General features: G+C 70.6%; 29 protein-coding genes. 18 read left to right on the plus strand and 11 right to left on the minus strand.

Annotated elements, in window-relative coordinates:
• Nucleotides 1–8 precede the first annotated feature (8 nt).
• Nucleotides 9–578, minus strand: coding sequence for a helix-turn-helix domain-containing protein (locus ACO227_RS07315; protein WP_423606484.1), 570 nt, complete (start codon nt 576–578; stop codon nt 9–11).
• 91 nt (nt 579–669) lie between these two features.
• Here ACO227_RS07315 and ACO227_RS07320 point away from each other — a divergent pair, with 91 nt between their 5' ends.
• Complete coding sequence (locus ACO227_RS07320) at nt 670–1,149, plus strand: DUF6456 domain-containing protein (protein WP_423606486.1); 480 nt, start codon at nt 670–672, stop codon at nt 1,147–1,149.
• A 7-nt stretch (nt 1,150–1,156) separates the two neighbouring features.
• On the opposite strand, the gene ACO227_RS07325 is transcribed toward ACO227_RS07320, so the two are convergent.
• Nucleotides 1,157–3,667, minus strand: coding sequence for a DUF2339 domain-containing protein (locus ACO227_RS07325; protein WP_423606488.1), 2,511 nt, complete (start codon nt 3,665–3,667; stop codon nt 1,157–1,159).
• 103 nt (nt 3,668–3,770) lie between these two features.
• On the opposite strand from ACO227_RS07325, the gene dapF reads away from it, so the two are divergent.
• Nucleotides 3,771–4,709 carry a diaminopimelate epimerase gene (gene dapF / locus ACO227_RS07330; RefSeq protein WP_423606489.1) on the plus strand — a complete coding sequence of 313 codons (939 nt, stop codon included), beginning with the start codon at nt 3,771–3,773 and terminating at the stop codon, nt 4,707–4,709.
• A 478-nt stretch (nt 4,710–5,187) separates the two neighbouring features.
• Here dapF and ACO227_RS07335 read toward each other — a convergent pair whose 3' ends face one another.
• Nucleotides 5,188–5,454 carry a hypothetical protein gene (locus ACO227_RS07335; RefSeq protein ID WP_423606490.1) on the minus strand — a complete coding sequence of 89 codons (267 nt, stop codon included), beginning with the start codon at nt 5,452–5,454 and terminating at the stop codon, nt 5,188–5,190.
• Between the two features lie 433 nt (nt 5,455–5,887).
• On the opposite strand from ACO227_RS07335, the gene ACO227_RS07340 reads away from it, so the two are divergent.
• The 8 genes from ACO227_RS07340 (at nt 5,888) to ACO227_RS07375 (ending at nt 12,220) form a co-directional block, all read left to right on the plus strand.
• Nucleotides 5,888–6,289, plus strand: a complete 402-nt coding sequence (locus ACO227_RS07340) for a GFA family protein (RefSeq protein WP_423606491.1) — start codon at nt 5,888–5,890, stop codon at nt 6,287–6,289.
• Nucleotides 6,290–6,478: 189 nt separating this feature from the next.
• On the plus strand, nt 6,479–7,126 hold the full coding sequence (locus tag ACO227_RS07345; RefSeq protein WP_423606493.1) for a PilZ domain-containing protein: 648 nt from the start codon (nt 6,479–6,481) through the stop codon (nt 7,124–7,126).
• Nucleotides 7,127–7,210: 84 nt separating this feature from the next.
• Complete coding sequence (locus ACO227_RS07350) at nt 7,211–7,939, plus strand: NRDE family protein (RefSeq protein ID WP_423606495.1); 729 nt, start codon at nt 7,211–7,213, stop codon at nt 7,937–7,939.
• 39 nt (nt 7,940–7,978) lie between these two features.
• The gene (locus ACO227_RS07355; RefSeq protein WP_423606497.1) at nt 7,979–8,650 is read left to right on the plus strand and encodes a spermidine synthase; all 672 of its coding nucleotides are present in this window, start codon (nt 7,979–7,981) and stop codon (nt 8,648–8,650) included.
• Nucleotides 8,651–8,741: 91 nt separating this feature from the next.
• Nucleotides 8,742–9,632 (plus strand): phage tail baseplate protein, encoded by an 891-nt coding sequence (locus ACO227_RS07360; protein ID WP_423606499.1) that lies wholly within the window; start codon nt 8,742–8,744, stop codon nt 9,630–9,632.
• Nucleotides 9,633–9,649: 17 nt separating this feature from the next.
• A complete protein-coding gene (locus ACO227_RS07365; protein ID WP_423606501.1) occupies nt 9,650–10,150 on the plus strand; it encodes a DUF2793 domain-containing protein in 501 nt (166 codons plus the stop codon).
• A 108-nt stretch (nt 10,151–10,258) separates the two neighbouring features.
• Nucleotides 10,259–11,383, plus strand: a complete 1,125-nt coding sequence (locus tag ACO227_RS07370; RefSeq protein ID WP_423606503.1) for an OmpA family protein — start codon at nt 10,259–10,261, stop codon at nt 11,381–11,383.
• Between the two features lie 132 nt (nt 11,384–11,515).
• On the plus strand, nt 11,516–12,220 hold the full coding sequence (locus ACO227_RS07375) for a phytanoyl-CoA dioxygenase family protein (protein WP_423606505.1): 705 nt from the start codon (nt 11,516–11,518) through the stop codon (nt 12,218–12,220).
• On the opposite strand, the gene ACO227_RS07380 is transcribed toward ACO227_RS07375, so the two are convergent.
• Nucleotides 12,209–12,964 (minus strand): YgfZ/GcvT domain-containing protein, encoded by a 756-nt coding sequence (locus ACO227_RS07380; protein WP_423606507.1) that lies wholly within the window; start codon nt 12,962–12,964, stop codon nt 12,209–12,211. The two genes, ACO227_RS07375 and ACO227_RS07380, sit on opposite strands and share 12 nt — an antisense overlap.
• A 44-nt stretch (nt 12,965–13,008) precedes the next feature.
• Between ACO227_RS07380 and ACO227_RS07385 the strand changes: the two genes are divergently transcribed.
• Nucleotides 13,009–14,346, plus strand: a complete 1,338-nt coding sequence (locus ACO227_RS07385) for a dihydroorotase (RefSeq protein WP_423606509.1) — start codon at nt 13,009–13,011, stop codon at nt 14,344–14,346.
• Nucleotides 14,347–14,383: 37 nt separating this feature from the next.
• Here ACO227_RS07385 and ACO227_RS07390 read toward each other — a convergent pair whose 3' ends face one another.
• Nucleotides 14,384–16,201 carry an ABCB family ABC transporter ATP-binding protein/permease gene (locus tag ACO227_RS07390; protein WP_423606511.1) on the minus strand — a complete coding sequence of 606 codons (1,818 nt, stop codon included), beginning with the start codon at nt 16,199–16,201 and terminating at the stop codon, nt 14,384–14,386.
• 94 nt (nt 16,202–16,295) lie between these two features.
• Here ACO227_RS07390 and ACO227_RS07395 point away from each other — a divergent pair, with 94 nt between their 5' ends.
• Nucleotides 16,296–16,526: a hypothetical protein gene (locus tag ACO227_RS07395; protein ID WP_423606513.1), complete on the plus strand. Its 231-nt coding sequence runs from the start codon at nt 16,296–16,298 to the stop codon at nt 16,524–16,526.
• A 1-nt stretch (nt 16,527) separates the two neighbouring features.
• Here ACO227_RS07395 and ACO227_RS07400 read toward each other — a convergent pair whose 3' ends face one another.
• The 6 genes from ACO227_RS07400 to ACO227_RS07425 form a co-directional block, all read right to left on the minus strand.
• A complete protein-coding gene (locus ACO227_RS07400; protein WP_423606515.1) occupies nt 16,528–16,722 on the minus strand; it encodes a hypothetical protein in 195 nt (64 codons plus the stop codon).
• 49 nt (nt 16,723–16,771) lie between these two features.
• Complete coding sequence (locus tag ACO227_RS07405) at nt 16,772–17,719, minus strand: phytoene/squalene synthase family protein (RefSeq protein ID WP_423606516.1); 948 nt, start codon at nt 17,717–17,719, stop codon at nt 16,772–16,774.
• The gene (locus ACO227_RS07410; RefSeq protein WP_423606518.1) at nt 17,716–18,303 is read right to left on the minus strand and encodes a TIGR00730 family Rossman fold protein; all 588 of its coding nucleotides are present in this window, start codon (nt 18,301–18,303) and stop codon (nt 17,716–17,718) included. The genes ACO227_RS07405 and ACO227_RS07410 overlap by 4 nt, the downstream gene beginning before the upstream one ends.
• Nucleotides 18,300–19,775: a phytoene desaturase gene (locus tag ACO227_RS07415; RefSeq protein ID WP_423606520.1), complete on the minus strand. Its 1,476-nt coding sequence runs from the start codon at nt 19,773–19,775 to the stop codon at nt 18,300–18,302. Before ACO227_RS07415 ends, ACO227_RS07410 begins: the two co-directional genes overlap by 4 nt.
• Nucleotides 19,772–20,959 carry a lycopene beta-cyclase CrtY gene (gene crtY, locus ACO227_RS07420; protein WP_423606522.1) on the minus strand — a complete coding sequence of 396 codons (1,188 nt, stop codon included), beginning with the start codon at nt 20,957–20,959 and terminating at the stop codon, nt 19,772–19,774. Before crtY ends, ACO227_RS07415 begins: the two co-directional genes overlap by 4 nt.
• A gap of 75 nt (nt 20,960–21,034) precedes the next feature.
• A complete protein-coding gene (locus tag ACO227_RS07425; RefSeq protein ID WP_423606524.1) occupies nt 21,035–21,649 on the minus strand; it encodes a glutathione binding-like protein in 615 nt (204 codons plus the stop codon).
• A 67-nt stretch (nt 21,650–21,716) separates the two neighbouring features.
• On the opposite strand from ACO227_RS07425, the gene ACO227_RS07430 reads away from it, so the two are divergent.
• The 6 genes from ACO227_RS07430 to ACO227_RS07455 all read left to right on the plus strand — a co-directional run bounded on the left by ACO227_RS07430 (nt 21,717) and on the right by ACO227_RS07455 (nt 25,163).
• The gene (locus ACO227_RS07430; RefSeq protein ID WP_423606526.1) at nt 21,717–22,343 is read left to right on the plus strand and encodes a TetR/AcrR family transcriptional regulator; all 627 of its coding nucleotides are present in this window, start codon (nt 21,717–21,719) and stop codon (nt 22,341–22,343) included.
• Between the two features lie 43 nt (nt 22,344–22,386).
• Complete coding sequence (locus ACO227_RS07435; RefSeq protein ID WP_423606527.1) at nt 22,387–23,157, plus strand: SDR family oxidoreductase; 771 nt, start codon at nt 22,387–22,389, stop codon at nt 23,155–23,157.
• Between the two features lie 164 nt (nt 23,158–23,321).
• Nucleotides 23,322–23,819, plus strand: coding sequence for a DUF2585 domain-containing protein (locus ACO227_RS07440; RefSeq protein WP_423607301.1), 498 nt, complete (start codon nt 23,322–23,324; stop codon nt 23,817–23,819).
• Nucleotides 23,820–23,857: 38 nt separating this feature from the next.
• Complete coding sequence (locus ACO227_RS07445) at nt 23,858–24,091, plus strand: type II toxin-antitoxin system ParD family antitoxin (protein WP_423606529.1); 234 nt, start codon at nt 23,858–23,860, stop codon at nt 24,089–24,091.
• Nucleotides 24,091–24,384 (plus strand): type II toxin-antitoxin system RelE/ParE family toxin, encoded by a 294-nt coding sequence (locus tag ACO227_RS07450; RefSeq protein ID WP_423606531.1) that lies wholly within the window; start codon nt 24,091–24,093, stop codon nt 24,382–24,384. Before ACO227_RS07445 ends, ACO227_RS07450 begins: the two co-directional genes overlap by 1 nt.
• Nucleotides 24,381–25,163 (plus strand): sterol desaturase family protein, encoded by a 783-nt coding sequence (locus tag ACO227_RS07455; protein WP_423607303.1) that lies wholly within the window; start codon nt 24,381–24,383, stop codon nt 25,161–25,163. The genes ACO227_RS07450 and ACO227_RS07455 overlap by 4 nt, the downstream gene beginning before the upstream one ends.
• Nucleotides 25,164–25,187: the final 24 nt, after the last annotated feature.

Below are 25,187 nucleotides of genomic sequence, written 5' to 3' on the forward strand. Positions count from 1 at the left end.
AGATGGCGTCAGAGCTGGCGGATGAGCTGGACCGCGCACGCGATCCAGGGCGGATCGGCAACCACCTGCTGGCGCGCGCCTGGGCCGAGCGGAAGGATGTTGAGCCGGCCGCCCTCGCCCTCGTGCGCGATCAGGCGGCCGAACAGGAAACGGCCCGCCGGGCGCGGGATCAACACGTCGCGGTTGAGCGCGGAGACGAAGTCCGCGGGCGCGAGGCGGCGGCACCAGATGACGTCGCCGGTGCGATAGTCGCCGATCCCGCCGGAGACGGTGACGGCGACCAGTTCGGGCTCGGGATGGGGCGGCGCCACCGTGGCGGCGCGGCGCGGCGCCTGCGCACCTGACGCGTCGAGCAGCGCGGCGACGGCGATGTCCGGCCGGTCGGGCAGCTGCACGAGATCGGCGGCATCGACGCCGAGCGCGGCGGCGATACGGTTGAGCCAGTCGACCGAGACGGTGCGCGTGCCGGTTTCGAGCCGGCCGATGGTCTGTGCGGTGGTAGGCGGATCGCAGCGCTGCGCCACTTCCTCGAGCGTCAGCCCCTTGGCGCGGCGCACTTCGCGGATCGCAGTGATCATTCTCGGCTCCGATAACCAGTGTGGTTAAATCACTTTCCTACAAGCGTGACGATATGGCAAGGGTGATTCGCAATTGCCGGGAGATGGGTGGATGCGGGAGCTGGTGGAACGATCGATCGAAGACGGACATGTCGTCCGCCACGCCCCGGCGCGGAAGAGCGGGCGGCGAGTTACGGTGAACCTCGCCGAATCGCCGCTGTCCTGGCTGCGCGCGCGCGGGCTGGTCGATGCGCGCCAGTTCGACGCCGGCGAGCGGCTGCGCGCCGATTATGAGACCGCAGCCCTGGGGCCGCGCGTGACGATGCGCTGGGATGCCGCGCCGGCCGCGCCGCGCCGTGGACGAGCGCATGACAGGCCCGATCCGACCACGGCGCAGATCGCCGCCAAGCGCCGGTTCGACGCCGCGGTGGCGGCGGCCGGACCCGGGCTTGCCGATATCCTGTGGCGGGTGATCTGCGCCGGGGAGACGGTTCCCGTGGCGGAGAAGGCATTGGGCTGGCCCGTGCGCGCCGGCCGGCTGGTGCTGACGCTGGCGCTCGACCGGGTGGCGGCGCACTACGGGATGCGGTGAACGCCGGTCATGTTTTGTCCGCAGCGCCGGACGGTGCGGCGAGGAAGCGGTTATAGACCCAGCCAATGCCGATCAGCGCGACCCCGAGGCCGAGGAACGAGAGGATGCGGAGCAGCCCGCCGAGCGCGGCGGCGTCGATCAGGAAGACCTTGAGCGTGACGGCGGTGAGCAGCGCCAGGCCGGCGAGGCGAAGATCGCGTGCACCGCTGCGGATCCCGAGCGCGAGCCAGGCCAGTGCGAGGAGGAGGAGGGCGGGGGAATAGCCGTAATTCTCGCCGGTGGAGATCGGGCCGGTGAGGAGGGTGCCGTGCGCGGCTTGGCGGACGGCGGCGGCGGTCGCGGCGAGGACCAGGGCGAGCCCGATCGCGCGCCACGGCCGGCCGGGGGCGAAGGCGAAGCTCCAGAAGGCGGCGAGCCCGAGATGGACGACGGCGGCGTTGGCGAGCGGGATGCCGCCCACCTGCTGCGCGACGAACACGGGGTTGAGCAGCAGCAGATCGAACCAGGCGACGCGGACGAGGCCGAGCCCGAACAGGGCGAGCGACAGCGCCGTCCAGCCGGCGCGGCGGCCGGCCGCCCAGCCGGCGGCGAGCAGCGCCTGGGTGATCAGCGCGCGCTCGACGAAGCCCCAGGCGGTGAAGCGCGACTCGTCGGCGATCGCGAGGGGCAGCTTGGCGAGGTGATAGAGGAGGAGGAGCGCGACGGCGATCGCCCCGCTCAGCACCGCCGGGCGGGTGCGGGCGAGCTGCCGGCGGTCGGCGAGCAGCACTGCCGCGGCGAGCAGCACGGGAAGCAGGCACCGCAGCGCAAGGGCGAGACCGGGGAGCTCGAGATAGGGCAACTGCGACCCGCTCGCGGATGCGACGATGAGCGTGGCGTAGCCGGCAAGGGGCTCGCCGCCGATCAGGAGCGCCACGCCGAGCGCGATCGCCGGGAGGAGGTGGAGTTGCGGGTCGCCGGTGCGGCGCGCCCATAGCCCCAGCGCGACGGCGGCGAGCGCGAGCGGGATCGCGATCCAGTCCGCGCCGGCGAGCTGGCCCAGCGCCACGACCGCCAGGATGGCCGCGACGACGCTGCCGCCGATCAGGCCGGGATCGCGCTTGCCGGCTTCGAGGCGACGGCGCCAGCTCAGCCATGCCGCGAGCGCGGCGCCGACGATGCCGAGCACCGTCCATTGCCAGTCGGCAAGGCGATCGGGGTCTAGGGCATTGGCGAGCAGCAACGGTCCGGCGATGCCGCCGAGCGCGATGACGGCCCAGCCGCGCGCGCGGGCGAGCAGGACGAGGCCAGGCCCGGCGAAGAGCGGCGCGGCGGCGATCGCGGCGGCGAGCGTGGCGCCCTGCCGCGGCGGATCGAGGCCGATCGCGACCAGGAGCAGCGTGAGCGCAAGCGCGGCCAATGCGCCGGGAAGATAGGTCTCGTCGCGCCAGGCCAGGATCAGCGCGGCGGCGGCGAGGACGAGATAGAGTGCCCAGGCCAGCGCCGAGAAGTCGAGCGCGGGGGCGAAGGCGAGCAGCTGGACGAGCCCGGCAACGAGCGGGGCGAGGCGGAGCCAGGCCGCCGCGACGCCGGCGCGGGGCAAGGCGAGGCTGGCACCGACGGCGAGCAATACCACGAACGCCGCGGGCGCGGCGAGATCCTCGGCGCCGAGCGCGAAGAGCAGGAAATTGACCCAGGCGAATCCGCATGCGGTGGCGGCGAGCGCCAGCCAGCCCCAGCCGCGATGCGCGGCAAGGCCGAACAGCGCGGCGGTGAACAGCGCGAGATAGACGAGCAAGGGTCCGATGCCCGCGGCGTCATAGCCCGCGACCAGCGGCGCGACGAAGCCGCCGGCAAGCGCCAGCACCGCGGTGGGCGGGCCATGACGGAGCGCCAGCACAAGACCCAGCGCAGTGACGGCGATCATCAGCATGAAGGCCGGAAGCGGCGCGATCAGGTGGTAGAGTGCCGCGGCGACGTACAAGGTCCCATAGGCGCTGGCGATGCCGGCGCCGGCGAGCGCCTGGGCGATGCGGGGGTCGTCGCGCACGGCGGGCAGGCGGCGCGCGACTTCGCTTCCCGCGATCAGCAGCGCCGCGAACAGTGCGGCGAGGAGGGTCCGCACGGCGGGTCCGAGCAGGCCGATCTCGATCGAATAGCGGACGAGGAAGAAGCCGGCGGTGACGAGGGCGATGGCGCCGATCCACACGGGCAGGCGCGCGCCGATCAGCGATTCGAGCGTGGGGCGCGGCGGCGGGGCCGGGGCCGATATGGCAGCCATATCCCCTTCCGGCTCTCGCTCCGGTTCCGGCGCCGCCAGCGGTACCGTCTGCGGCGCGGGGGCCGCGGCGGCCGGAACGGGGGACGGGAGCGGAGCGGCGGCCGCCGGGGCAGGGACCGGGCCGGGCGCCGCCGCAGCGATGGGCGGGCGCGTGCGCTCGAGCCTGTCGATCCGGCGGCCGAGTTCGCGCAGCTTCTGGCCCTGAGCGGCAGCGACGATGCCGAGGACCACGACCGCGAGGAACAGGATGCCCGTCATCGCCCCGCTTGTCGCAGCTTGCGCGGCGATGCGCCAGCCCGGCTTTCCGCGCCTCAAGCCGATCTAGGTTGCATGACCCGGCGATGCCCCTAGATGCGGACGGATGCGGCTCGCCTTCACCAAATGCCACGGCTCGGGGAATGATTTCGCCCTTCTCGACGCTCGCGCATTGGATTTGTCCGATGCGGAATGGGGGCGGGTCGCGCGGACCTTGTGCGACCGGCGCGGGCCGGTGGGAGCCGACGGGCTGCTGTTGCTGCGGCCCGGCGAGGGCGAGGCCGCGTTCGCGCAGATGGTGGTGAATGCCGACGGCTCGATCCCCGAGACCTGCCTCAACGGGCTGCGTTGCACCGCGCGCGCCGGGTTCGAGGCGCTGGGCATCGAGGCGGCGACGGTGCGGTTGAAGACGAGCGACGCCGACGTGGCGCACGAGGCCGAGCTGGCCCCCGGCGTCTACACCGTGCGCACCACGGTGGGCCCGGCCTCGACCGATCCCGCCGCGGCCGGGCTGCGCGCCGCGGCGCCGGTGGTCGACGCGCCGGTGCCCGGACTGCCGAACCGCCGCAACTTCACCGCGGTGGCGATGCCCAACCCGCATCTGATCGCCTTCGTCGACAAGATCGACGTCGCCGAGCTCATCGCGCTCGGCGACTGGTGCGAGGCGGGCCCCGAGCTGCTCGCCGACCGCGCCAATGTGAGCTTCGTCGAGCTGCGCCCCGATGGGCTGTTCGTCCATACCTATGAGCGCGGCATCGGCCTCACCAACGCCTGCGGCACGGCGATGGGCGCGGCGGCGCACGCAGCGGGGCTGACCGGCCGCCTGCCGTTCGGCCGATGGATCACGGTGCACAATCCCGGCGGCCGCGTGCGCGTGCGCGCCGACGGGCCGGCGGGCGGCGACCGGGTGACGATCGCGGGCAACGCGACGTTCGAATGGGACGGTGCGATCGAGATCGAGCCGGCGACCGGCGAAGCGGGCGAGCTGACGGTGACGCGACGGCGCGACGACGAGGTCGCGGCCTGGGCGGCGGTGACGGGTTAACCGGATCGATGCGCGAGGCGGGCAGAAGAATTTGATTCACGCGGAGGCGCGGAGCCGCGGAGAAGAGGGCGTTCGCGCAGAGAACGCAGAGATCGGGCTTCGCCGCGCCGGCGGCTTTCATCTTCCGAGGTCGTGTTTACTGCGATCGGGGACAAGACGCTTCGCGCCGAAGAACAACCTCTCCGCGCTCTCCGCGCCTCCGCGTGAACCCAATGTTTTAGGGTCAGAACCCATTAAGTCATTGATTTCATAGGCCGAAACGTTTCCCTGCACGCAACCCTCGTCATTCCCGCGAAAGCGGGAATCCATTCTGGCTGACCTGTCGGCAAGAGCCGTGCGACGTGCGGCAATGGATCCCCGCCTGCGCGGGGATGACGATCGACCTGATCGAGTCTCGACCCCAGGATGGACTGACATTCGGGGATGAAGTGCATCATTCCTTCCCGAGAGGGAGAGAATGGCTGAATGCCGATCCGTCCTAGTCGCCCTTTTTGCGCGCCGGCTTCTTCGCCGTCTTGGGCGGCTCGCCATCGATCTTCACCAGCGAGGCGAGCCGGCAGCGTTCGCCGCGGGCGATGACGGTCGAGAAGCGGTCGATCGCGTCGATGCCCGGGCTATTGTCGAAGCGGATGTTCCATGCCCAGGGCAGTTCCTGGCACGGCGCCACGAAGGTGCCGCGATACCAGTCGCGCCCGGCGCGCAGAAAGATCACGTCGCGATCCTCGGCACGATAGTCGCTGACCATCGAGGCGAAGGGAATGCGCGCTTCCTTCGCGGCGGGCGCGGGCGCGTCCTGCGCGGCGGCGGGAACGGACAGCGCGCTGAGCGTAACGGTCAGCCGGGCGAAAGGATGCGCGGAGCGAACCGGAAATCATCCGAGAACGAACCAAATAGGAAAATACTGCTTGACATCGTCACGCTGTTCAGGTACAAAACAGGAACGCTGGAGAATTGCGAGTCGGGCCGGGACGCTCGCCCGATCGCGTCGACGCGCTGGTATGGGCGCTGAGCGAGCTGATGCTGGGCCGCAAGGGCGCGGCGGGGGTGCGCGGGCTGGGGTGAGCGGGCATTTCGCCATCGAGCCCGCTCGCGGCATCGCGCGGCGGGCTGTACGTCCGCGCCGGCGATTTGGAGGCAACCGGCTTTTGTCCGGGTCAAGCGCGCGTTAAGGATGATGCATGACGACCCGGGTCGCATCGTGCAGCTGCGGACAGCTTCGCCTGACGTGCGAGGGCGAGCCGGTGCGCGTCTCGATCTGCCATTGCCTCGAATGCCAGAAACGCACCGGCAGCGTGTTCGCGGTGCAGGCGCGGTTCGCGCGCGAACGGGTGACGGCGGCGGGCCGCTCGGCGACCTGGACGCGGACCGGCGACAGCGGCGGGACGGCCGTTTTCCACTTCTGTCCGGTGTGCAGCTCGATCGTCTATTGGGAGCCCGTGGAGATGCCGGACCTCGTCTATGTGGCGGTGGGCGCATTCGCCGATCCGGCGTTTCCGGCGCCGTACGTCTCGGTCTATGAGGACCGGCAACATCCCTGGGCCCTGGCCGCGGGACAGCTGCCGCTGGAGCGTTTCGCCTAGCCGCCGCGCCGCGTCGAGCCGGTCGCGCGAGGACGCCCGGCTGGACCTTGGCCGAAAGGCGTGGAAATTAACCATCCCCGGCAAGTTCGAGTTAGCCCTAAAGGCGTATGACAGCCTGTGGGGGTCCGGACAGGGGGGCTGCGAGCACGCTTCCTGTCGCGGTTGTCGATGCTCGCGGGAGGAATGCCCGTGCGAAGCTATGCGGTTGCGCCGGAAGCGAACCTTGTACCTGATCAACCCGCGCCCGACCAACGTTCGGACGAGCGCTTCACGACGCTGTTCCGCGTCGCCCGCGTGGTCCTCGAGGACGGCGCGCAGCATCTGTGCCTGATCCGCAACATCGGTGCCGGCGGGCTGATGCTGGAGACCTATGCGCGGTTCGAGACCGGCACCGCGGTGCGGGTCGAGCCCAAGGGATCGCCGCCGGTCAGCGGCAAGATCTGCTGGGTGAAGGACCGGAATGCCGGCGTCGCCTTCGACGCGCCGATCGAGGTCGCGACCTATCTCAACCCGCACCAGCTGTCCGCGCGCGAGGCGCCGCGCGGGCCGCGGCTGACGGTCGACCGCCGCGCGCGGCTGCGCGTCGGGGTGATGTGGCATCTCGTCGACCTGGTCGACCTGTCGCAAAAGGGGGCCAAGGTCAAAAGCGACCTGCCGATGGAGCTGGAGGCCGCGGTCGAGCTGATGGTCGAGCGCCTCCCCCCGGTGTCGGGCCGGGTGCGCTGGATCAAGGAGGACCGGATCGGCATCGAGTTCTCGCGCGCGATCCCGCTCGCCGACCTCGCCGAATGGGCGAGCGCGCTGCCCGGCGAGGAGGTGGCGGCCGCGGCCGGCTGAGCCGGGCCGCGATACGCCGGAGAGCGCGCGGCGCGGGGCGAAGCGGGCTTGGCGAGGCGGCGCCGGCGGCGCTAGCTTGGCGCCATGTGTGTTCTGGCGCTGGCGTGGCATGCACACCCGAACTGGCGGCTGGTGGCGGCGGGCAACCGCGACGAGCGGCACGACCGGCCGGCGGCGGCGCTGGCGCGATGGATGGCGCGCGGCCCCGTCATCGCCGGGCGCGACCTGGTGGCGGGCGGGACCTGGCTCGGGCTCAACGAGGACGGGCGGTTCGCGGCGGTGACCAATGTGCACGGGCAGGCGCCCGATGCGGCGAAGGCGTCGCGCGGGACGCTGGTGACGGACATGCTGGCGGGCGCGGAGCCGGAGGAGCTGGACGCGTTCAACCCCTTCAACCTGATCGCGGTGGAGCCCGAGGGACCGATGTTCCTGACCAACCGGCCCGAGCCGCTGCGGCGGCCCCTGGGTGCGGGGATGCACGGGCTGTCGAACGGCCTGCTCGACACGCTGTGGCCCAAGACGCTGCGGCTGCAGGCGGGGATGGCGGGCTGGCTCGCGGCGGGGAGCGAGGCGATCGAGCCGCTGTTCGCGGCGCTCGCCGACGAGCGGCCGGTGGGATCGCCCGGGCCGGACGAGCGCGACGCGTTCGAGCCGGTCAACTCGCCGGTGTTCATCCGCGGGCCGGTCTATGGCACGCGGTGCAGCACGGTGGTGACGGTGGATCGCGAGGGGCGCGGGCGGATCGCCGAGCGGCGCTTCCACGCCGACGGCGCGCCGGCGGGCGAGACCGAGCTGCGCTTTTACTGGCCCTGAGCCCGCAGGGCGCTATGGGCGGGACATGAGGACGAGACATTGACTCCGCGCGAGCTGATCGGCGTGGCCGAGGTGCCGGGCGGCGAGCCGCTGCGGCTGTTCCGGCGCGGGGGCGACTTCATGATCGTGCTCGACCGCAACGAGCTGATGTCGAGCCGGATGAGCGGATCGGAGGAAGCGCTGGCGGAGCTGACGCTGGCGCGGCTGAGATCGCCGGGCTCGGCGCAGCTGCTGATCGGCGGCTACGGGATGGGCTTCACGCTGCGCAAGGCGCTGGCGCTGCTCGGGCCGGCGGGCGAGGCCGTGGTGGCGGAGCTGGTGCCGGGGATCATCGACTGGGCGCGCGGGCCGATGGCCGGGCTTGCCGCCGGATGCCTCGACGACCCGCGGACGCAAGTGGTGATCGGCGATGTCGGCGCGGCGATCGCGCGGGCGCGGGGCGAATATGACGCGATCCTGCTCGACGTGGACAATGGCCCGGACGGGCTGACGCGGCTGGCCAACGACCGGCTCTACACGTTCGACGGGCTGCGCGCGGCGAAGGCGGCGCTGAAGCCCGGCGGGGTGCTGGCGGTGTGGTCGGCGGCGCCCGACGAGCGCTTTCGGCGGCGGATGGGCGAGGCCGGATTCGAGGTCGAGGAAATCGCCGTGCGCGCCCGGCAGAACGGCAAGGGGCCGCGCCACGTGATCTGGTTCGGCCGCAAGCGCTGACGACGAGTTCTTTCTAGCGCGCGGACGCGCGCACCCACCCCCGCCCCTTCCTGACAGGAAGGGGAGTTGCGGGCGGCCAAGGAGAATCCTCATGAACTGGTTCGGGCGGAAGTCCGGGCGCGATGCGTCGCGTCCGGCGTTGACGCGTGCGCACGCCGGCGCGGGCGTGCTGGGCGAATGGCCGCAAAGCTACGAGGCGCAGGTGCGCGAGGGCTATTGCGCGAACCCGGTCGCGCAGCGTGCGGTGAAGATCATTGCCGAGGGCGTGGCGGATGCGCCGATCGAGGCATCCGATCCGGCGCTGCGTGCGCTGGTGGTCGCGCGGACCCAGGGGCAGGAGCTGATCGCGGCGCTGGCGGCGCAGCTGCTGCTGCACGGCAACGCCTTCATCCAGCTGCTCGGCGACGGCGCGGGCGGGGTCGCCGAGCTGTTCGCGCTGCGGCCCGAGCGCGTCGGCGCCGGTCGCTGGCGGCTGACGCGGCTGTGGCGCGGGCGGCGCGGCACCGAGGCCGCGATCGGGACCGCGGCCGCCGGCGGCCGGTTCGTGCTGGTCGAGGCGGCGGCACTCGCCGTGCACGATGCGGTCGCCGGGATCGGCGCCGGCGTCTCGGTGCTCGGGACGGGCACGGGGGATGGCGAGGGGGTCGAGGCGCATGCGCCGGTCACCGGCGCGTCGGTGGTTCCCCCGGCGCCGGTGCACCTGCGCGCCGAGAGGGCGGCCGCGGGCGGCGCGCTGATTCGCTGGACGCGCCGGAGCCGCATCGGGTGGCGCTGGCGGGACGCGGCCGATGCGCCGCTCGGCGAGGAGCTCGAACGCTACCAGGTGCGGATCGTGCCGGCGGCCGGGCCCGCGACGCTCGAGACGGTGACCGCGAGCGAACTGTACCTGCCGCCCGAGACGCTCGCCGCGCGCCCGGTGGCGATCGAGGTGCGCCAGGCCGGCGACCACGGCCTCTCCCCGCCTGCCCTGCTCACATTGTAACCCTCTGGAGTGACGAGATGAACGCGACCGCGCGATTCGCCCTGCCCCTGCTTCATGCCGGGCAGGCGCAGAAGGAGCTTTTCCACAACGAGGCGCTGCTGATCGCCGATATGCTGATGCAGCCCTGCGTCGAGGCGCTCGGCCGCGCCGCGCCGCCGGCGGATCCGGTTGCGGGCCAATGCTGGATCGTCGGCGATTCGCCCGAGGGCGCCTGGGCCGGATCGGCAGGCGCACTGGCGCTGTGGACCGAGGGCGGGTGGCGGTTCGTGGCGCCGCGCGAGGGCATGGCCGTGTGGGTCGCCGGGGACGAGCTGGTCGCGCGGCACGTCGCGGGCGCGTGGCACGCCGGCCGGCTCGCCGCCGCGCAGCTCGTGATCGACGGCGAGCAGGTGGTCGGGCCGCGCGAGCCGGCGATCGACGAGCCGGACGGCGGGAGCGTCGTCGACGCGGAGGCCCGCGCCGCGATCGAGGCGATTTTGCAGGCGTTGCGGGCACATGGCCTGATCGACGGCGGATAACTGTGACGTTCCGGCAACAGTCCCCAGATTTTGTTCGCTTGCGCGGAAACTTTCCACACGGTAGGAAGTTAGCGCTGTCCGAAGTGGCAACCAAGAAAGGGGATTATGATGCGGAAGCTTGCCGTAACTCTGGCACTCGCTTCGACCGCGCTCAGCACGCCCGCCCTCGCCCGCGATGACGCGTGGTACGTGGGTGTCGAAGGCGGCGCGATGATCGTCGAAGACATCAACTTCGACATCGGCGCCGTCGAGGACGCGAGCCGGGTCGATCACAACTATGGCTGGGACGTCGGTGGCGTCATCGGTTACGATCTCGGCGGGTTCCGCATCGAGGCCGATGTCAGCTATCGCCGCGCGAGCGTCGACGGCTACAGCTCGACCGTCACCACGCCGATGTTCATCACCGGCGGCACCATCTTCAACATGCCGGCCGGCACGTTCGACTATGCCGGCGGCTCGTCGTCGGCGCTGAGCTTCATGGTCAACGGCCTGCTCGACTTCGGTGAAGACGACGGCGTGCAGGGCTTCATCGGCGGCGGCGCGGGCGTGTCGCGCGTCAAGGCCGACTATGCCCTGAACCAGAAGGGGTCGTTCCTCGACGATTCGGACACCGTGTTCGCGTGGCAGGTGATCGCGGGTCTGCGTCAGCCGATCAGCGACAACATCGACGTGACGCTGAAGTATCGCTTCTTCAACGCCGACAACGTCAAGCTGGTCGACGTGACCGGCCGCGAGTTCGAGGGCCGGTTCCGCTCGCACAGCATCCTGGGCGGCGTGACCTTCAACTTCGGTGAGCCGCCTGCGCCGCCGCCGCCGCCGGAGCCGGCTCCGCCGCCCCCGCCGCCGGCGCCGACCCCGCCGCCGCCGCCGCCGCCGGTGGTCTGCACCCCGGGGCCGTACATCGTGTTCTTCGAGTGGGACAAGTCGGACATCACGCCCGAGGCGGCCGGCATCCTCGACAACGCGATCTCGGCGTACCAGAACTGCGGCAACGCGCAGGTCATGCTGGCGGGCCACGCCGACCGTTCGGGTTCGGCGAGCTACAACGTCGGCCTGTCGCAGCGCCGTGCGGACTCGGTCCGTGCGTATCTCGGCGGCCGCGGCATCCCCGACGGCGTGATCAGCTCGGAAGCGTTCGGCGAGAGCCGTCCGCGCGTCGAGACCGCCGACGGCGTTCGCGAACTGCAGAACCGCCGCGTGGAAATCACTTACGGTCCGGGCTCGGGCATGTAAGCCACGCGGTCCGCACTGCGGATCGACAAGAATTGGGGAGGCCGGGCAACCGGCCTCCCTTTTTCGTTGCGGCGTGGATGCGGGTGCGTGACTGGCCTTGCGCCGTCGCCGATGCTGCGCTCAGTCATCCCCATGCCCCCTTCGACATCCGAGGCCGAGTTCGGAACCCCGAACCCGATGCGTTTTGCCGAGCATGGCGCAATGCGCCTGGAGGCGGCGGCGCGCCGCCAACTGCGTGACTTCGAGGCGGCGATCTCGCCATTGCCTGAAGATCGGCCCGGGCTAAGGCTGAGCGGCGTCCCGGGCCTGGCCGAGCTGCTGGGTCCGCAGGGTGCAATCGGATCGCTCGTCGCGCCGCTCGCGAGCGGACCCGCCCGGCCCGTGCGCGCGATCCTGTTCGACAAGAGTCCGTCGGCGAACTGGTCGCTGGCCTGGCATCAGGATCGCACGATCTGCGTCCGCGAGCGTCGCGACCTGGATGGATTCGGACCCTGGACGGTCAAGTCGGGGCTGCTGCACGTCGCGCCACCCTTCGACCTGCTCGCGCGGATGGTCACGATCCGCATCCATCTCGATGATGTTCCGGCCGGCAACGCACCGCTCCTGATCGCGCCTGGCTCGCATCATTTCGGGCTCGTGCGCGAGGATATGATCGAGGCCGTGGTCGAGCGGTGCGGCATTCATGCCTGTCTCGCCCGTGCGGGTGACATCTGGGTCTATGCGACGCCGATCCTGCACGCCTCGGAGGCCGCGGCGGCGCCGCGACGCCGCCGCGTGCTGCAGGTCGACTATGCCGCGTTCGACTTGCCCGGCGGACTTTCGTGGTCAGGCGTCTGAAGTGACGGCCCCCGCCAGCCATTCCGGCACGATCGCATCGCCCAGCGCCTCGACGCGGCGGTGCTCGACCATCAGCCCGAGCTCGGGATAGGCGATGCGGGTGCGCTCGCCCGGCTCGCCGAGCGGCGCGACGACGAGGCGGCGGTTGACCTTGGCGCGCCAGTTCATCCGCGCCGTATTCTCCTGGCCGACATAACAGCCCTTGGCGAAGCTGACGCCGTTGAGCTCGGCCGCGTTGCATTCCAGCCAGAGCGTCTTGTCCTGGCCCAGCTCGGCGGCACCCTCGGTCACGCCGAGGCGCAAGCGATGCTCGTGCCAGCCCGCTGCGGCGGCGCCGGCCGCTTCTCCCAGCCAGCGATAGCCGAGCGCCGCGAGCCGGGGATCGGCCACCCCAGCACCCGCGTCGCGCGACCAGTGCACGCCGCCCTCGACCGGCTCGATCGCGATCGGGCGGCGCAGGCGATAGATCGACAGGCGGCGGACCAGCGCCTCGCGCTGCTCCGCCTCGCAGTCGATCAGGATCGCATCGCCATCATCCCACAGGATGAAGTCGAACAGCGCCTTGCCCTGGGCGGTCAGCAGCCCGGCCCATTGCGGCGCGCCCGGCGCCACGGCGTTCATGTCCTGAGTCACCAGCCCCTGCAGGAAGCCGCGGGCATCCTCCCCCGAGACGCGAATGAGAGCGCGGTCGGCGAGAAGAGTCGCATGGGGCGGGGTGGCCCGAACTTGGCTGGTCTCTGTCATGGCGAACAGGTAGGACGCCGGGAGCGGCTGCAAAAGAGGCTCCCATGGCGACGTTCGATCTCAAGCTCACCGGCGGCACGGTGCACCTGCCCGGCGGCCCGGCCCGGGTCGATCTCGGCGTGCGCGAGGGCAGGATCGTCGCGATCGGCGGTCAGGACGGCGTTGGAGGCGATGCCGGCGAGACGATCGACTGCACCGGGCTCGACGTGCTGCCCGGCGTGATCGACAGCCAGGTCCATTTCCGCGAGCCGGGGCTCGAGGCCAAGGAAGACCTGGAGAGCGGCAGCCGCGCGGCGGTGCTGGGCGGCGTCACCGCGGTGTTCGAGATGCCCAACACCAAGCCCAACACCGACAGCGCCGATGCGGTCGACGACAAGCTCGCGCGCGCCCGGGACCGGATGTGGTGCGATCATGCCTTCTATGTCGGCGCGACCAACAGCAATGCCGCCGACCTCGCCGAGCTCGAGCGCATGCCCGGCACGGCGGGGGTCAAGATCTTCATGGGCGCCTCGACCGGCGATCTCCTGGTGTCGGACGACGCCAATCTCGCGCGCGTGCTCGCCTCGGGCCATCGCCGCGTCGCGATCCATGCCGAGGACGAGTTCCGCATGAACGCGCGCGAGGGCGAGCGGATCGAAGGCGATCCTTCGTCGCACCCCGTGTGGCGCGACGACGAGAGCGCGATCCTCGCCACCCGCCGCATCCTCAAGCTCGCGCGCGAGGCGAAGCGGCGCATCCATGTCCTCCACGTCACCACCCCGGCCGAGCTCGAGCTGCTCGCGCAGCACAAGGACATCGCGACCTGCGAGGTGACGCCGCAGCACCTGACGCTGGCGGGCGAGGAGGCCTATCCGCGGCTCTGCACCTATGCCCAGATGAACCCGCCGATCCGCTCGGCCGCGCATCGCGAGGGGCTGTGGCACTGGCTCAACCAGGGGGTGCCCGACGTGCTCGGCTCGGACCATGCGCCGCACACGATCGAGGAGAAGGCCAGGCCCTATCCCGCTTCGCCCAGCGGCATGCCCGGCGTTCAGACGCTGCTGCCGCTGCTGCTCGACCATGTCGCCAGGGGGCGCACCACGCTGCAGCGGCTGATCGACCTCACCAGCGCCGGACCGCAGCGGGTGTTCGGGCTGGTCGGCAAGGGGCGGATCGCCGCCGGCTATGACGCGGACTTCACCGTGGTCGACCTGAAGGCCAAATGGACCATCGAGGAAAGCTGGCTCGCCTCGCGCTGCGGCTGGTCGCCGTTCACCGGCATGGCGCTCACCGGCAAGCCGATCGGCACGATCATCCGCGGGCGCCAGGTGATGTGGGACGGCCAGCTCGCCAACGCCGCGCACGGCCGCCCGGTGCGGTTCGAGGCGGTCGAGTTCGGGTAATTCTCAAGCTCCTCCCTTCGGGGGAGGGGCTAACCGGCTACTCCGCCGCTTCGGCCACCGCCTCGCGCTCGGCCTGCTGGCGCGCCCACATCTCGGCATAGATGCCGCGCAGCTCGAGCAATTCGGCATGCGTGCCCTGCTCGGCGATGCGCCCTGCTTCCAGCACGACGATGCGGTCGGCATGGACCACGGTCGAGAGGCGATGCGCGATCACGATCGTGGTGCGCCCGCGCTCGATCGCCTCGAGCGTGTCGAGGATCTCGCTCTCGGTGCGGCTGTCGAGCGCGCTCGTCGCCTCGTCGAGGATCAGGATCGGCGGGTCCTTGAGCAGGGTGCGCGCGATCGCGACGCGCTGCTTCTCGCCCCCCGACAGCTTGAGCCCGCGCTCGCCGACGCGCGTGTCGTAGCCGTCGGGCATGCTCTCGATGAACCCGGCGATTGCCGCGCCGCGCGCCGCCGCCGCGACCTGGTCGGGGGTCGCGCCCTCGCGGCCATAGGCGATGTTGTAGCCGACCGTGTCGTTGAACAGCACCGTGTCCTGCGGGACGATGCCGATCGCGGCGCGCAGGCTGGCCTGGGTGACCTGGGCGATATCCTGCCCGTCGATCGTCACCCGCCCGCCGGTCAGGTCGTAGAAGCGGTAGAGGATGCGCGCGAGCGTCGACTTGCCCGCGCCCGACGGGCCGACCACCGCGACGGTGTGGCCCGGCGCGATGACGAGATCGATGCCCTTCAGGATGTCGCGATCCGCCTCATAGCCGAAGCGCACCCCCTCGAACCGCACCTCGCCCCTGGCCACCTCCAGCGGGCGCGCGCCGGGCGCGTCCTTCACCTCGGCGTCGGTGTCGATCAGGTCGAACATCGCGCCCATGTCGATCACGCCCTGGCGGATCGTGCGATAGACCCAGCCGAGCATGTCGAGCGGGCGGAACAGCTGGCTCAAGAGCGTCGAGACGAACACCACGTCGCCCGGCGAGAAGCGCCCGCTCGACCAGCCCCAGGCGACCACCGCCATCCCCGCGCCGAGCATCACGTTGGTGATCAGCGACTGGCCCATGTTGAGCCAGGCGAGCGAATTCTCGCTCTTCACCGCCGCCTTGGCATAGGCCTCGACCGCCGCCGAATAGCGGTCGGCCTCGCGCTTCTCGGCGTTGAAATACTTCACCGTCTCGAAATTGAGCAGCGAATCCACGGCATGCGCGACCGCGCCGGTGTCGAGGTCGTTCATCCGCTCGCGCAGCTTGGAGCGCCAGTCGGTCACCCAGCGGGTGAAGGCGATGTAGACGACCACCATCGCCAGCGTCGACGCGACCAGCCACCAGCCGAAGCGCGACCCGAAGATCTGCAGCACCAGCGCCAGCTCGAGGATCGTCGGCGCGATGTTGAACAGCAGGAAGTAGAGCATCGTGTCGATGCTCTTGGTGCCGCGCTCGACCACCTTGGTGACGGCGCCGGTGCGCCGCTCGAGGTGGAAGCGCAGCGAGAGCTGGTGGAGATGGCGGAAGGTGACGATCGCCAGCCGCCGCGTCGCATCCTGCCCGACCTTCTCGAACACGGTGTTGCGGAGGTTGTCGAACACCGTGGTGAACAGCCGCGCGGCGGCATAGCCGACCACCATCAGCACGACGAACACGACCACGCTGCGGTCGTTGAGCGCCATCGAATCCACCGCGGCCTTGAGCGCATAGGCCGCGCCATAGACTTGGACGACCTTGGACAGCAGCACGAGCAGCAGCGCACCGATGATGCGCGCCTTCAGCCCGGGCATGCCGGCGGGCCAGAGATAGGGGAGGAAGCGCCGGAGCGTGGCGAACAACGGGCGTTCGCCGCCGGCGGGTGCGGTCGGGGCTGGCATGGCCCGCAATCTGGGACCGCTTGCGTCCGGATGCAACGCGTGCACGCGCGGAACGCCGCTCCGCCCGGTTCGTTGACCGGGCGAGGAGCGAAACATGGAACCGGTGTTCTACGTGATGGCGATCCTTGGCTGCGGCGACGGCCAGCTGCAATGCCGCGAGGTGCGCGTCGAGCCGGTCCGTTACCGGAGCGCGGCGCAATGCCAGGTGGCGATGGCGCAGACGCTGCCGCGCCACGCCGACCTCTCCTTCCCCACCATCGTCGCGAGCTGCCAGCAGCGCGGCGCGCGGATGGCCCGCAACGAGACGCGCGCGCCGCGCAGCTAGCTCAGCCGCGCTCGATCGGCAGCGCCCAGCGGATCTGGTCGCGCAGCAGCGCCTCGAGCTCGGCCGCGCCGGCATTGTGCGCGGCGGCGCGCTTGCGCAGCAGCGTCAACAAAAGGTCCGCGCGGCTCGCGGGCGGGGCGGGGGCCGCACGGCCCTTCGCGAGCGCGCGGGACAGGTGAAGCGATAGAGCGGTCATCGCCGCCTCTATGGAGCCCGCGGCTTTACCCGAATCTCGCCGAACGCGGTTAACGCGGGCGGGTCCACAGCCCGGCCGGACGCGGGGCAGGGCGATAGAGGCGGTGCCGCAGCGCCGCCTGGGGCAGGGCGCGGGCGATCCAGGCGAGCTTCTGCGCGTTGCTCGTGTGCGCGCGATGGTCCCAGGCGTGCGCGCCCCGTGCCGTCACCTCGCGGGCGATGTCGCCATAGATGCCCGCCGCCGCCAGCACCGCCCAGGCCGAGCGGAAGCGCAGCGCCGGGGTGCCGCGCCGCGCGCTCGCCGCATGGTCCTCGGCCATCTCCGCCAGCCATCTGGCGATCACGACGAGCCGCGAACGGAAGGGCGGCTTCATGTGCTGGCCGGGCGGGATGTCCATCTCGACCAGCCATTCGACGGGGAGGTAGCAGCGGCCCATGCGGTCGTCGGCCTCGATGTCGCGCGCGATATTGGCGAGCTGGAAGGCGATGCCGAGGTCGCAGGCGCGGTCGAGCGTCGCCTCGTCCCCCGGCTCCACCCCCATCACCACCGCCATCATGCAGCCGACCGCGCCCGCGACATGGTAGCAGTAGCGCAGCAGGTCGTGCTCGGAGCGCGGGAACCACCCCCTGGCGTCGAGCGCGAACCCCTCGATCACGTCATGCGCGAAGCGGTGCGGCATGCGCGTCTCGCCGGCGACGATCCCGAGTGCGTCGAACGCCGGGTCGCCGGTCCATTCCCCCGCCAGCGCCTTGCCGGTGAGGCCGCGGATCCGCGCCAGCCGCGCCGCGGGATCGGCGACCGGCCGGCCGCCCTGCCCCAGTTCCTGCCCGTCGGCGAGGTCGTCGCACGCGCGGCACCAGGCATAGAGCAGCCATGCCCGCTCGCGCGTCGCCCGGTCGAACAACTGGCTCGCCGCCGCGAAGCTGCGCGATCCCCGCGCGATGCTGTCCTGCGCCGCCGCGACCACGCAGGCGCGGGTTGGCACAGGCGCGTTCACAGGTCCTTGGCGCCGATCTGGCCGATCGTCGTGGCGGGCCGGTGCGCGGCCATCTTGTCGAGCAGGCGGTCGAGCTCGTCGTCGACGATCAGCAGCCCCTGGTGCTGCGGCCGCAGGAAGCCGGCCTCGCCCATCGTCCGCACGAACTCGATCAGCCCGTCATAGAAGCCGGCGACGTTGAGCAGCCCGACCGGCTTGGCGTGATAGCCGATCTGCGCCCAGCTCATCGCCTCCCACAACTCGTCCATCGTGCCGGTGCCGCCGGGGAGGGTGACGAAGCCGTCGGAGAGGTCGGTGAAGGCCTGTTTGCGTTCGTGCATCGTGCGCACGACGTGCAGCTCGGTGCAGCCGCGATGCGCCACCTCGGCGTCGACCAGCGCCTGCGGGATCACCCCGATCACTTCGCCCCCCGCCGCCAGCGCGCTGTCCGCCACCGCGCCCATCAGCCCCAGCCGCCCGCCGCCATAGACCACGCCGATCCCGCGCTCGGCGAGGGTGCGGCCGACGAAACGGGCATTCTCGATGAACACGGGATCGTTGGGGGTCGCGGATCCGCAATAAATGGCGAGGCGCGTGAGGGTCATGGTTGCTCCAGCATCAGCGCGGCGGTGGCCTTGGCGCTGCCGACCACGCCGGGAATACCCGCGCCGGGATGCGTGCCGGCGCCGACGAAATAGAGGTTGGGGATGGAATCGTCGCGATTGTGCGCCCGGAACCAGGCGCTCTGCGACAGGATCGGCTCGAGGCTGAACGCGCTGCCGAGATGCGCGCGCAGATCGTCGCGGAAGTCGTTGGGCGCATAGCTGAACTTGGTCACGATGCGTTCGTGGATGTCGGGGATCAGCCGCCGTCCGACCTCGTCGAGGATGCGCTTCTCCAGCACCGGCGCGATCTGCGTCCAGTCGACCGGGAACTTGCCGAGATGCGGCACCGGGGCGAGCGCGTAGAAGGTCGAATGCCCCGCCGGCGCGAGGCTCGGATCGGTCACCGTCGGATGATGGAGGTAGAGCGAGAAATCCTGACTGAGCACGCCATGGTCGTAGATGTCCTCGAGCAGCCCTTGGTAGCGCGGCCCGAACAGGATCATGTGGTGCGGGATGCCGGGCCAGGTCCCCCTGACCCCGAAATGGACGAGGAACAGCGAGGGCGAGAAGCGCTTGCGCGCGAGCCGGGCCGCGGTGCGCTGCGCGCTGCGCGAGCCCTTGAGCAGGTCGCGATAGCTGTGGATCAGGTCGGCGTTGCTCGCCACCGCGTCCGCCTCGAAGCGTTCGCCGCGCTGGGTCACCACCGCGGTGGCGCGCTCCCCCAGCGTCTCGATCTGCGCCACCGGATCGCCGAGCCGCAGCACCCCGCCGAGCCGCTCGAACAGCGCCGCCATCCCCGCGACCAGCCGGTTGGTCCCGCCCTGCGCGAACCACACCCCGCCGTCGCGCTCGAGCTTGTGGATCAGCGCGTAGATCGCGCTCGTCGTCATCGGGTTGCCCCCGATCAGCAGCGTGTGGAAGCTCAGCGCCTGGCGCAATTTCTCGTTCTTCACGAACGACGAGACGATCGAATAGACGCTGCGCCACGCCTGGTATTTGGCGAGGTCCGGCGCCGCCTTCACCATCGCGGTGAAGTCGAGGAACGCGGCCTGCCCGAGCTTCTCGTAACCCTCGCGATAGACCCCGGCGGAATAGTCGAGGAAGCGCCGATAGCCCGCGATGTCCGCCGGATCGAGCTTGGCGATCTCGCCCGCCAGCGACGCGTCGTCGTTCGAATAGTCGAAATTGGTCCCGTCGGGCCAGTTGAGGCGGTAGAAGGGGTTGACCGGCATCAGCGTGACATCGTCGGCCATGCGGTGGCCGGACAGCGCCCACAGCTCCTCCAGCGCTTGCGGCGCGGTGATCACCGTCGGCCCGGCGTCGAAGGTGAAGCCGTCCTTCTCCCAATGATAGGCGCGGCCCCCGGGCTTGTCGCGCGCCTCGATCAGCACCGTGTCGATCCCGGCCGATTGCAGGCGGATCGCCAGCGCCAGCCCCCCGAACCCCGCGCCGATGACGACTGCCCGCTTCACTTGGTTCCCCTAATGGCGACGCCCTTGGCGGCATTGCTGACCACGTTGAGCGCCCGCCCGACCGGCACCGGCGGTTTCCCCACCAGCACGCGCGCGCGGTCGAGCAGGCTCGACTGGCTCGCATAGAAGCGCGCGATGAGCCCCGCGTCCAGCCGGTAGAAGCGTTCGAGCACGCGATAGCGCTCCTGCGGCTCGGCGGCGCGGAACAGCATCGCCGCGAGCATGCGGTAGAAACCGCGCCGCTGCCACTGGCGCCGGGCATAGCCGAAGGTCAGCTCGTGCAGCGCCGGGCCGCTCAGGTCGCTCGCATCCGCGATCACGCGGGCGAGGCGCACCGCGTCGGGCAGCGAATAGCCGGTGAGCGGATGGAACAGCCCCGCGCGCATCCCGGCCTTGGCGACGCGGTTGCCGCCCGATCGCCAATATTCCTCGAAATCGCCGCCCATCGCCACCGGCAGCACGCCCGTCTCCTCGCGCGCCACGCCTTCGGTCTCGATCCGGCGCGCCGCCAGCCAGTCGTCGATCCGCGCGCGCAGCGCCGGTGCGTCGATCTCGGGCGTGTCGCTGTAATAGGTGTCCTCGACGAACAGCCGCGTCGCCGCGAAGGGCAGGGCATAGACGAAGCGATAGCCGTCGGCCTGCGCCACCGTCGCGTCCATCACCAGCGGGCGCTTGAGCGGATGCGGCTCGGCCAGCGCGAACTCGCGCCCGAGGAACTTCTGCCAGCCGAGCTCGAGCTGCGAGAGGTTGCCCGGGCCGCGGCAGTCGATCACCCCGCCCGCCTCGATCCGGTCGCCATCGGCGAGCACGACCGCGCGCGCGCTCGCGCCCAGCGCCTTGCGTCCGGTCATCACCGCGCGCGGGGGCAAGGCGGCGCGCACCATCTGGTCGAGCCGGTCGGACTCGATCGCGTAATAGCCGGCCTTGAGCGTGCGGGCATGGCCCGGGAAGACGACGTCGTAGCGCGTCCAGCCATAGGAGATCAGCGGCGCCACCAGCCAGCGGTCGGCCGCCGCCACGTCGCTCGCGAAGAACGACCAGAGATGGTTGCCGCCGAGGCGCTCGCCGCCTTCGACGATGCGGATGTCGAGCTCAGGGCGTTTCTTGCGCAGCGCGAGCGCGATCAGCCCGCCTGCTAGCCCGCCGCCGACGATGGCGACGTCGCAATGGATGATGGCTGGCATCGCCGCCGCCTAGCGGATCGCCCGCGCCCGGGGAACCCCCGGGGCGCGGGCGATTGCGACGCGGCGAGGCGAATGTCAGGCCGCTTTGAGCAGCGGCATCTCCGCCGCCATCGCCCGCACGACCGACGGGCGCTGGCGCAGCCGCGTGCGATAGGCGAGCAGCACCGGCCAGGCGGCGATGTCGACCCCCGCGGTCTCGCACCAGTTGAGCACCGCGAGCAGATAGGCGTCGGCGACGGTGAACCCCTCGCCGAGATGCTCGCGCCCGTCGAGATGCGCCGAGAGCACGCCGAACGGCCTGGCCACCCGGCCGAGCGCGGCGGCCTTCTCCGCCTCGCTCGCATCCTTGGCGAACAGCGGCGCGAACACCGCCTTGTGCACCTCGGTGCTGATGAAGTTGAGCCACAGCTGCATGCGGTAGCGGTCCTCGCTGAACAAAGCCGGGGCGAGCACGCCCTCCTCGGCATTGTCGGCGAGATACTGCAGCACGGCCGGGCCCTCGGTCAGCGTGATCCCCGAGCGCGTCTCCAGCGCGGGGACATAGCCCATCGGGCTGACGGCGTGGAAATCGCTCCCGTCGGGCAGCTTGTGGCCGGTCAGCACCTGGACGAACTCGGCGTCGAGGCCGGCTTCCTCGATCGCGATGCGGGTGGCGAGCGAGCAGGCGAAGGGAATGAAATACAGCTTCATGGCACGACTCTCCTGGGGTTGATTTTTGTACCATCTCGCAAGAATATCGGGACGGTCAAGGAATTTTATGCGAAATAGTACAAAAAAAGCCGGGAACGGCAGGGCCGGGGATGGCAGGGGACGCGGCCGCCCGCGCACCTTCGATCCCGATACGGCGCTCGGCGCGGCCGCCGAGCGCTTCCGTGCGCAGGGCTATTCGGGCACGTCGCTCGACGATCTCGCCGCGGCGACGCGGCTCAACCGCCCGAGCCTCTATTCGGCGTTCGGCGACAAGAAATCGCTCTACCTCGCCGCGCTCGCGCGCACCCATGCGCGGGCCGAACGCGGTTTCGCGCGGCTGGCCGAGGCGGATCTGCCGCCGCGTCCCATGCTCGAGCGTTTCTTCACCGCGGTGATCGACGGCTATCTTACGGGCGAGAACGGGCCCGCCGGCTGCCTTTTCATCAGCACCGCCACCACCGAATCGGTGAGCGATCCGGAGGTTCGCGCCGCGATCACGCATTTCCTTGCGATGGAGGACGCGCAGATCGAGCGGCTCCTGCGCAACGCGGGGAGCGCCGCGCCCGAGCTGCAGGCGCGTATCGTCACCGCGATGGTCCATTCGCTGAGCGTCCGCGCCCGCGCCGGCGCGCCGCGCGACGAGCTGATCGATGTGGCGCAGGATTGCATCGACCTGATCGCCCCGGCGGTCTGAAGCCTTTCGCCAGTCCCGGCGTTTGCGCTGCACAGGAGGCCGCATGAAGACAGCGATCGTGACGGGTGGCGCGCAGGGGATCGGCCGCGCGGTGGTCGAGCGGCTGCTCGGCGACGGCTGGGCGGTTGCCGCCTTCGACCTCGACGCCCAGGCGGTGAAGGAACTCGCCGCCGCCCATGCGCCCAGGCCCTTGCTTGCGCTCACCGTGGATGTGGGCGACGAACAGGCGGTGGGCGAGGCGTTCGAGGCGTTCGGCGCCTGGCTCGGGGAGCTCGATGAAGAGCCCGGCCTCGACCTGCTCGTCAGCAACGCCGGCGCCGCCAACCCGGTGAGCGGCCCGGTCGAGGCGCTGAGCCTCGCCGGCTGGCACAAATGGATCGACAGCCATCTGACCGGCGGCTTCCTGATGACGCGCGCCGCTGTGCCGCTGCTGCGCCCGCGCAAGGGCTCGATCATCCTCATGGCCTCGACCCGCGCGCTCCAGTCCGAGCCGCATTGCGAGGCCTATGCCGCGGCCAAGGGCGGGCTGGTCGCGCTCGCCCATGCGCTGGCGGTCAGCCTGGGGCCGGACATCCGGGTCAACGCGATCCTCCCCGGCTGGATCGAGACCGGGCCGTGGCACAAGGCCTCGCAGCGCACCGAGCCCGATCACCGCCCGATCGACCGCGACCAGCATCCGGTGGGGCGCGTTGGCGTGCCCGAGGACATCGCCGCGACCGTCGCATTCCTCGCCGGCGAAGGCGCGGGCTTCATCACCGGGCAGCAGATCGTCGTCGATGGCGGGATGACGCGGAAGATGATCTACGCCGATTAGCGCCTTTGCATGCGCGGCCCGTTTGCGCCAAGCTGGCGGCGATGGGGGACGCGGGCATTCACGACGATCGCGCGGCGGGCGCACGCGGCACGCTGCTGCCGACGCTGCTTCCACTGTTCCTCGCGATCGACCTGCTGATCCTCGCGGGCGTGGCGCTCTACCTGATGGATCGCCCGCCGATCTGCCCGTGCGGCAGCGTCAAGCTGTGGCACGGCGTGGTGCAGTCGAGCGAGAACAGCCAGCACCTCGCCGACTGGTACACGTTCAGCCACGTCATCCATGGCTTCCTCTTCTACGGCCTCGCGCATCTCGCGCTGCGTGGCCGCGCGCGCCGCTGGGCGCTGCCGCTCGCGGTCGCGATCGAAGCGGGCTGGGAGCTGCTCGAAAACTCCCCGGTCGTCATCGACCGCTATCGCGAGGCGACGATCGCCTTCGGCTATTCGGGCGACTCGATCCTCAACTCGCTCGCCGATATCGGCTGGATGGCGGCGGGCTTCTGGCTCGCCGCCAGACTCCCGGTGCGCGCGACCGTCACGCTCGCGCTCCTCTTCGAGGGGCTGACGCTGCTGCTGATCCGCGACAATCTGACGCTCAACATACTGATGCTGGCCTGGCCGGTCGAGGCGATCCGAACATGGCAGGCGGCGGGAGGATTGCTCTAGCGATTGTCAATCTTAGCGCAGAATCCTATATTGCGCGCATGGCACAGATGAACGTCTCGCTCCCCGAAGGCCTCAAGGCCTGGGCCGAATCCCGCGTCGCCGAGGGCCGCTACAGCAGCACCAGCGACTATGTCCGCGACCTGATGCGGCGAGATCAGGAGGATGCGGAGAAGCTGCGCGTGTTGCAGGCCGCGATCGAGGATGGGCTGGCCTCGCCCGAGACCGACATCACGATCGCGGACATCATCGCCGAAGTGCGCGCGCGCCGCTGATGGCGACGCTGGCCATTCGAGCTGGTGCCGTGGCTGATTTGCGTGGGATCATGATCTATAGCGAGGCCCGCTACGGCATTGAGCTTGCCGAGGCATATATGGGGGCGATCGACCGGAGCTTTGATCGTTTGCGCGATTTTCCGGAGCTTGGCGAAGCCCGAGCGGACTTGGGGACGAATCTTCGAAGCCTTCCCTGCGGCGAGCACCGCATCTTCTATCGTTATGTCGGCGGGCACATCTCAATCGTGCGCGTTCTGCACAAGGCGATGGACCCGCGCAAATGGCTGGACTGACCCTCGCCATCCTCCTTTCCGCGCTCGCGATGACGCTGATCGTCGGGGTGCGCTATTTGATCGTCTCGGGCGCCTTCGCCTGGGCGACGCGGCTCAGGCATCCCGGCCTCTATCGCGGGCTCGACGCGCAGATGCGGCGCGAGATCGGCTGGAGCCTCGCCAGCGCCGCGATCTACGGCATTCCCGCGGGGATCGTCGCCTGGGGCTGGCAGAACCGCGGCTGGACGCGGATCTACACCGATATCGGCGACTGGCCGCTCTGGTATCTCCCGCTTTCGGTCCTCCTCTATCTCCTCGCGCACGATGCGTGGTTCTACTGGACTCACCGCTGGATGCATCGGCCGGCGCTCTTCCGCCGCGTCCATGCCGTCCACCACGCCAGCCGGCCGCCGACCGCCTGGGCGGCGATGAGCTTCCATCCGATCGAGGCGGCGACCGGCGCGGTGGTGATCCCGGCGCTGGTGTTCCTCGTCCCCATCCATGTCGCTGCCCTGGGCGTGGTGCTCGCGATCATGACGGTGATGGGGGTCACCAATCACATGGGATGGGAGATCTTCCCGCGGGCGATGTGGCGGGGGCCGCTGGGCGCGTGGCTGATCACCGCGAGCCACCATCAGCGGCACCATGCGCAGTACGGATGCAACTATGGGCTCTATTTCCGTTTCTGGGACCGGCTCTGCGGCACCGACCGCGGAATCGGGGATTTCGCGCGGATCCCCGCCCGTGTCATGACCGGAGAAAGCCGCATCTCGGCAAGTACCGGCCGCAACGCTTTGTAACCGCGCACTTGCATCCATTTGCGC

Origin of the sequence: Sphingomonas sp. MS122, assembly GCF_049532975.1 — a bacterium.
Classification (GTDB): domain Bacteria; phylum Pseudomonadota; class Alphaproteobacteria; order Sphingomonadales; family Sphingomonadaceae; genus Sphingomonas.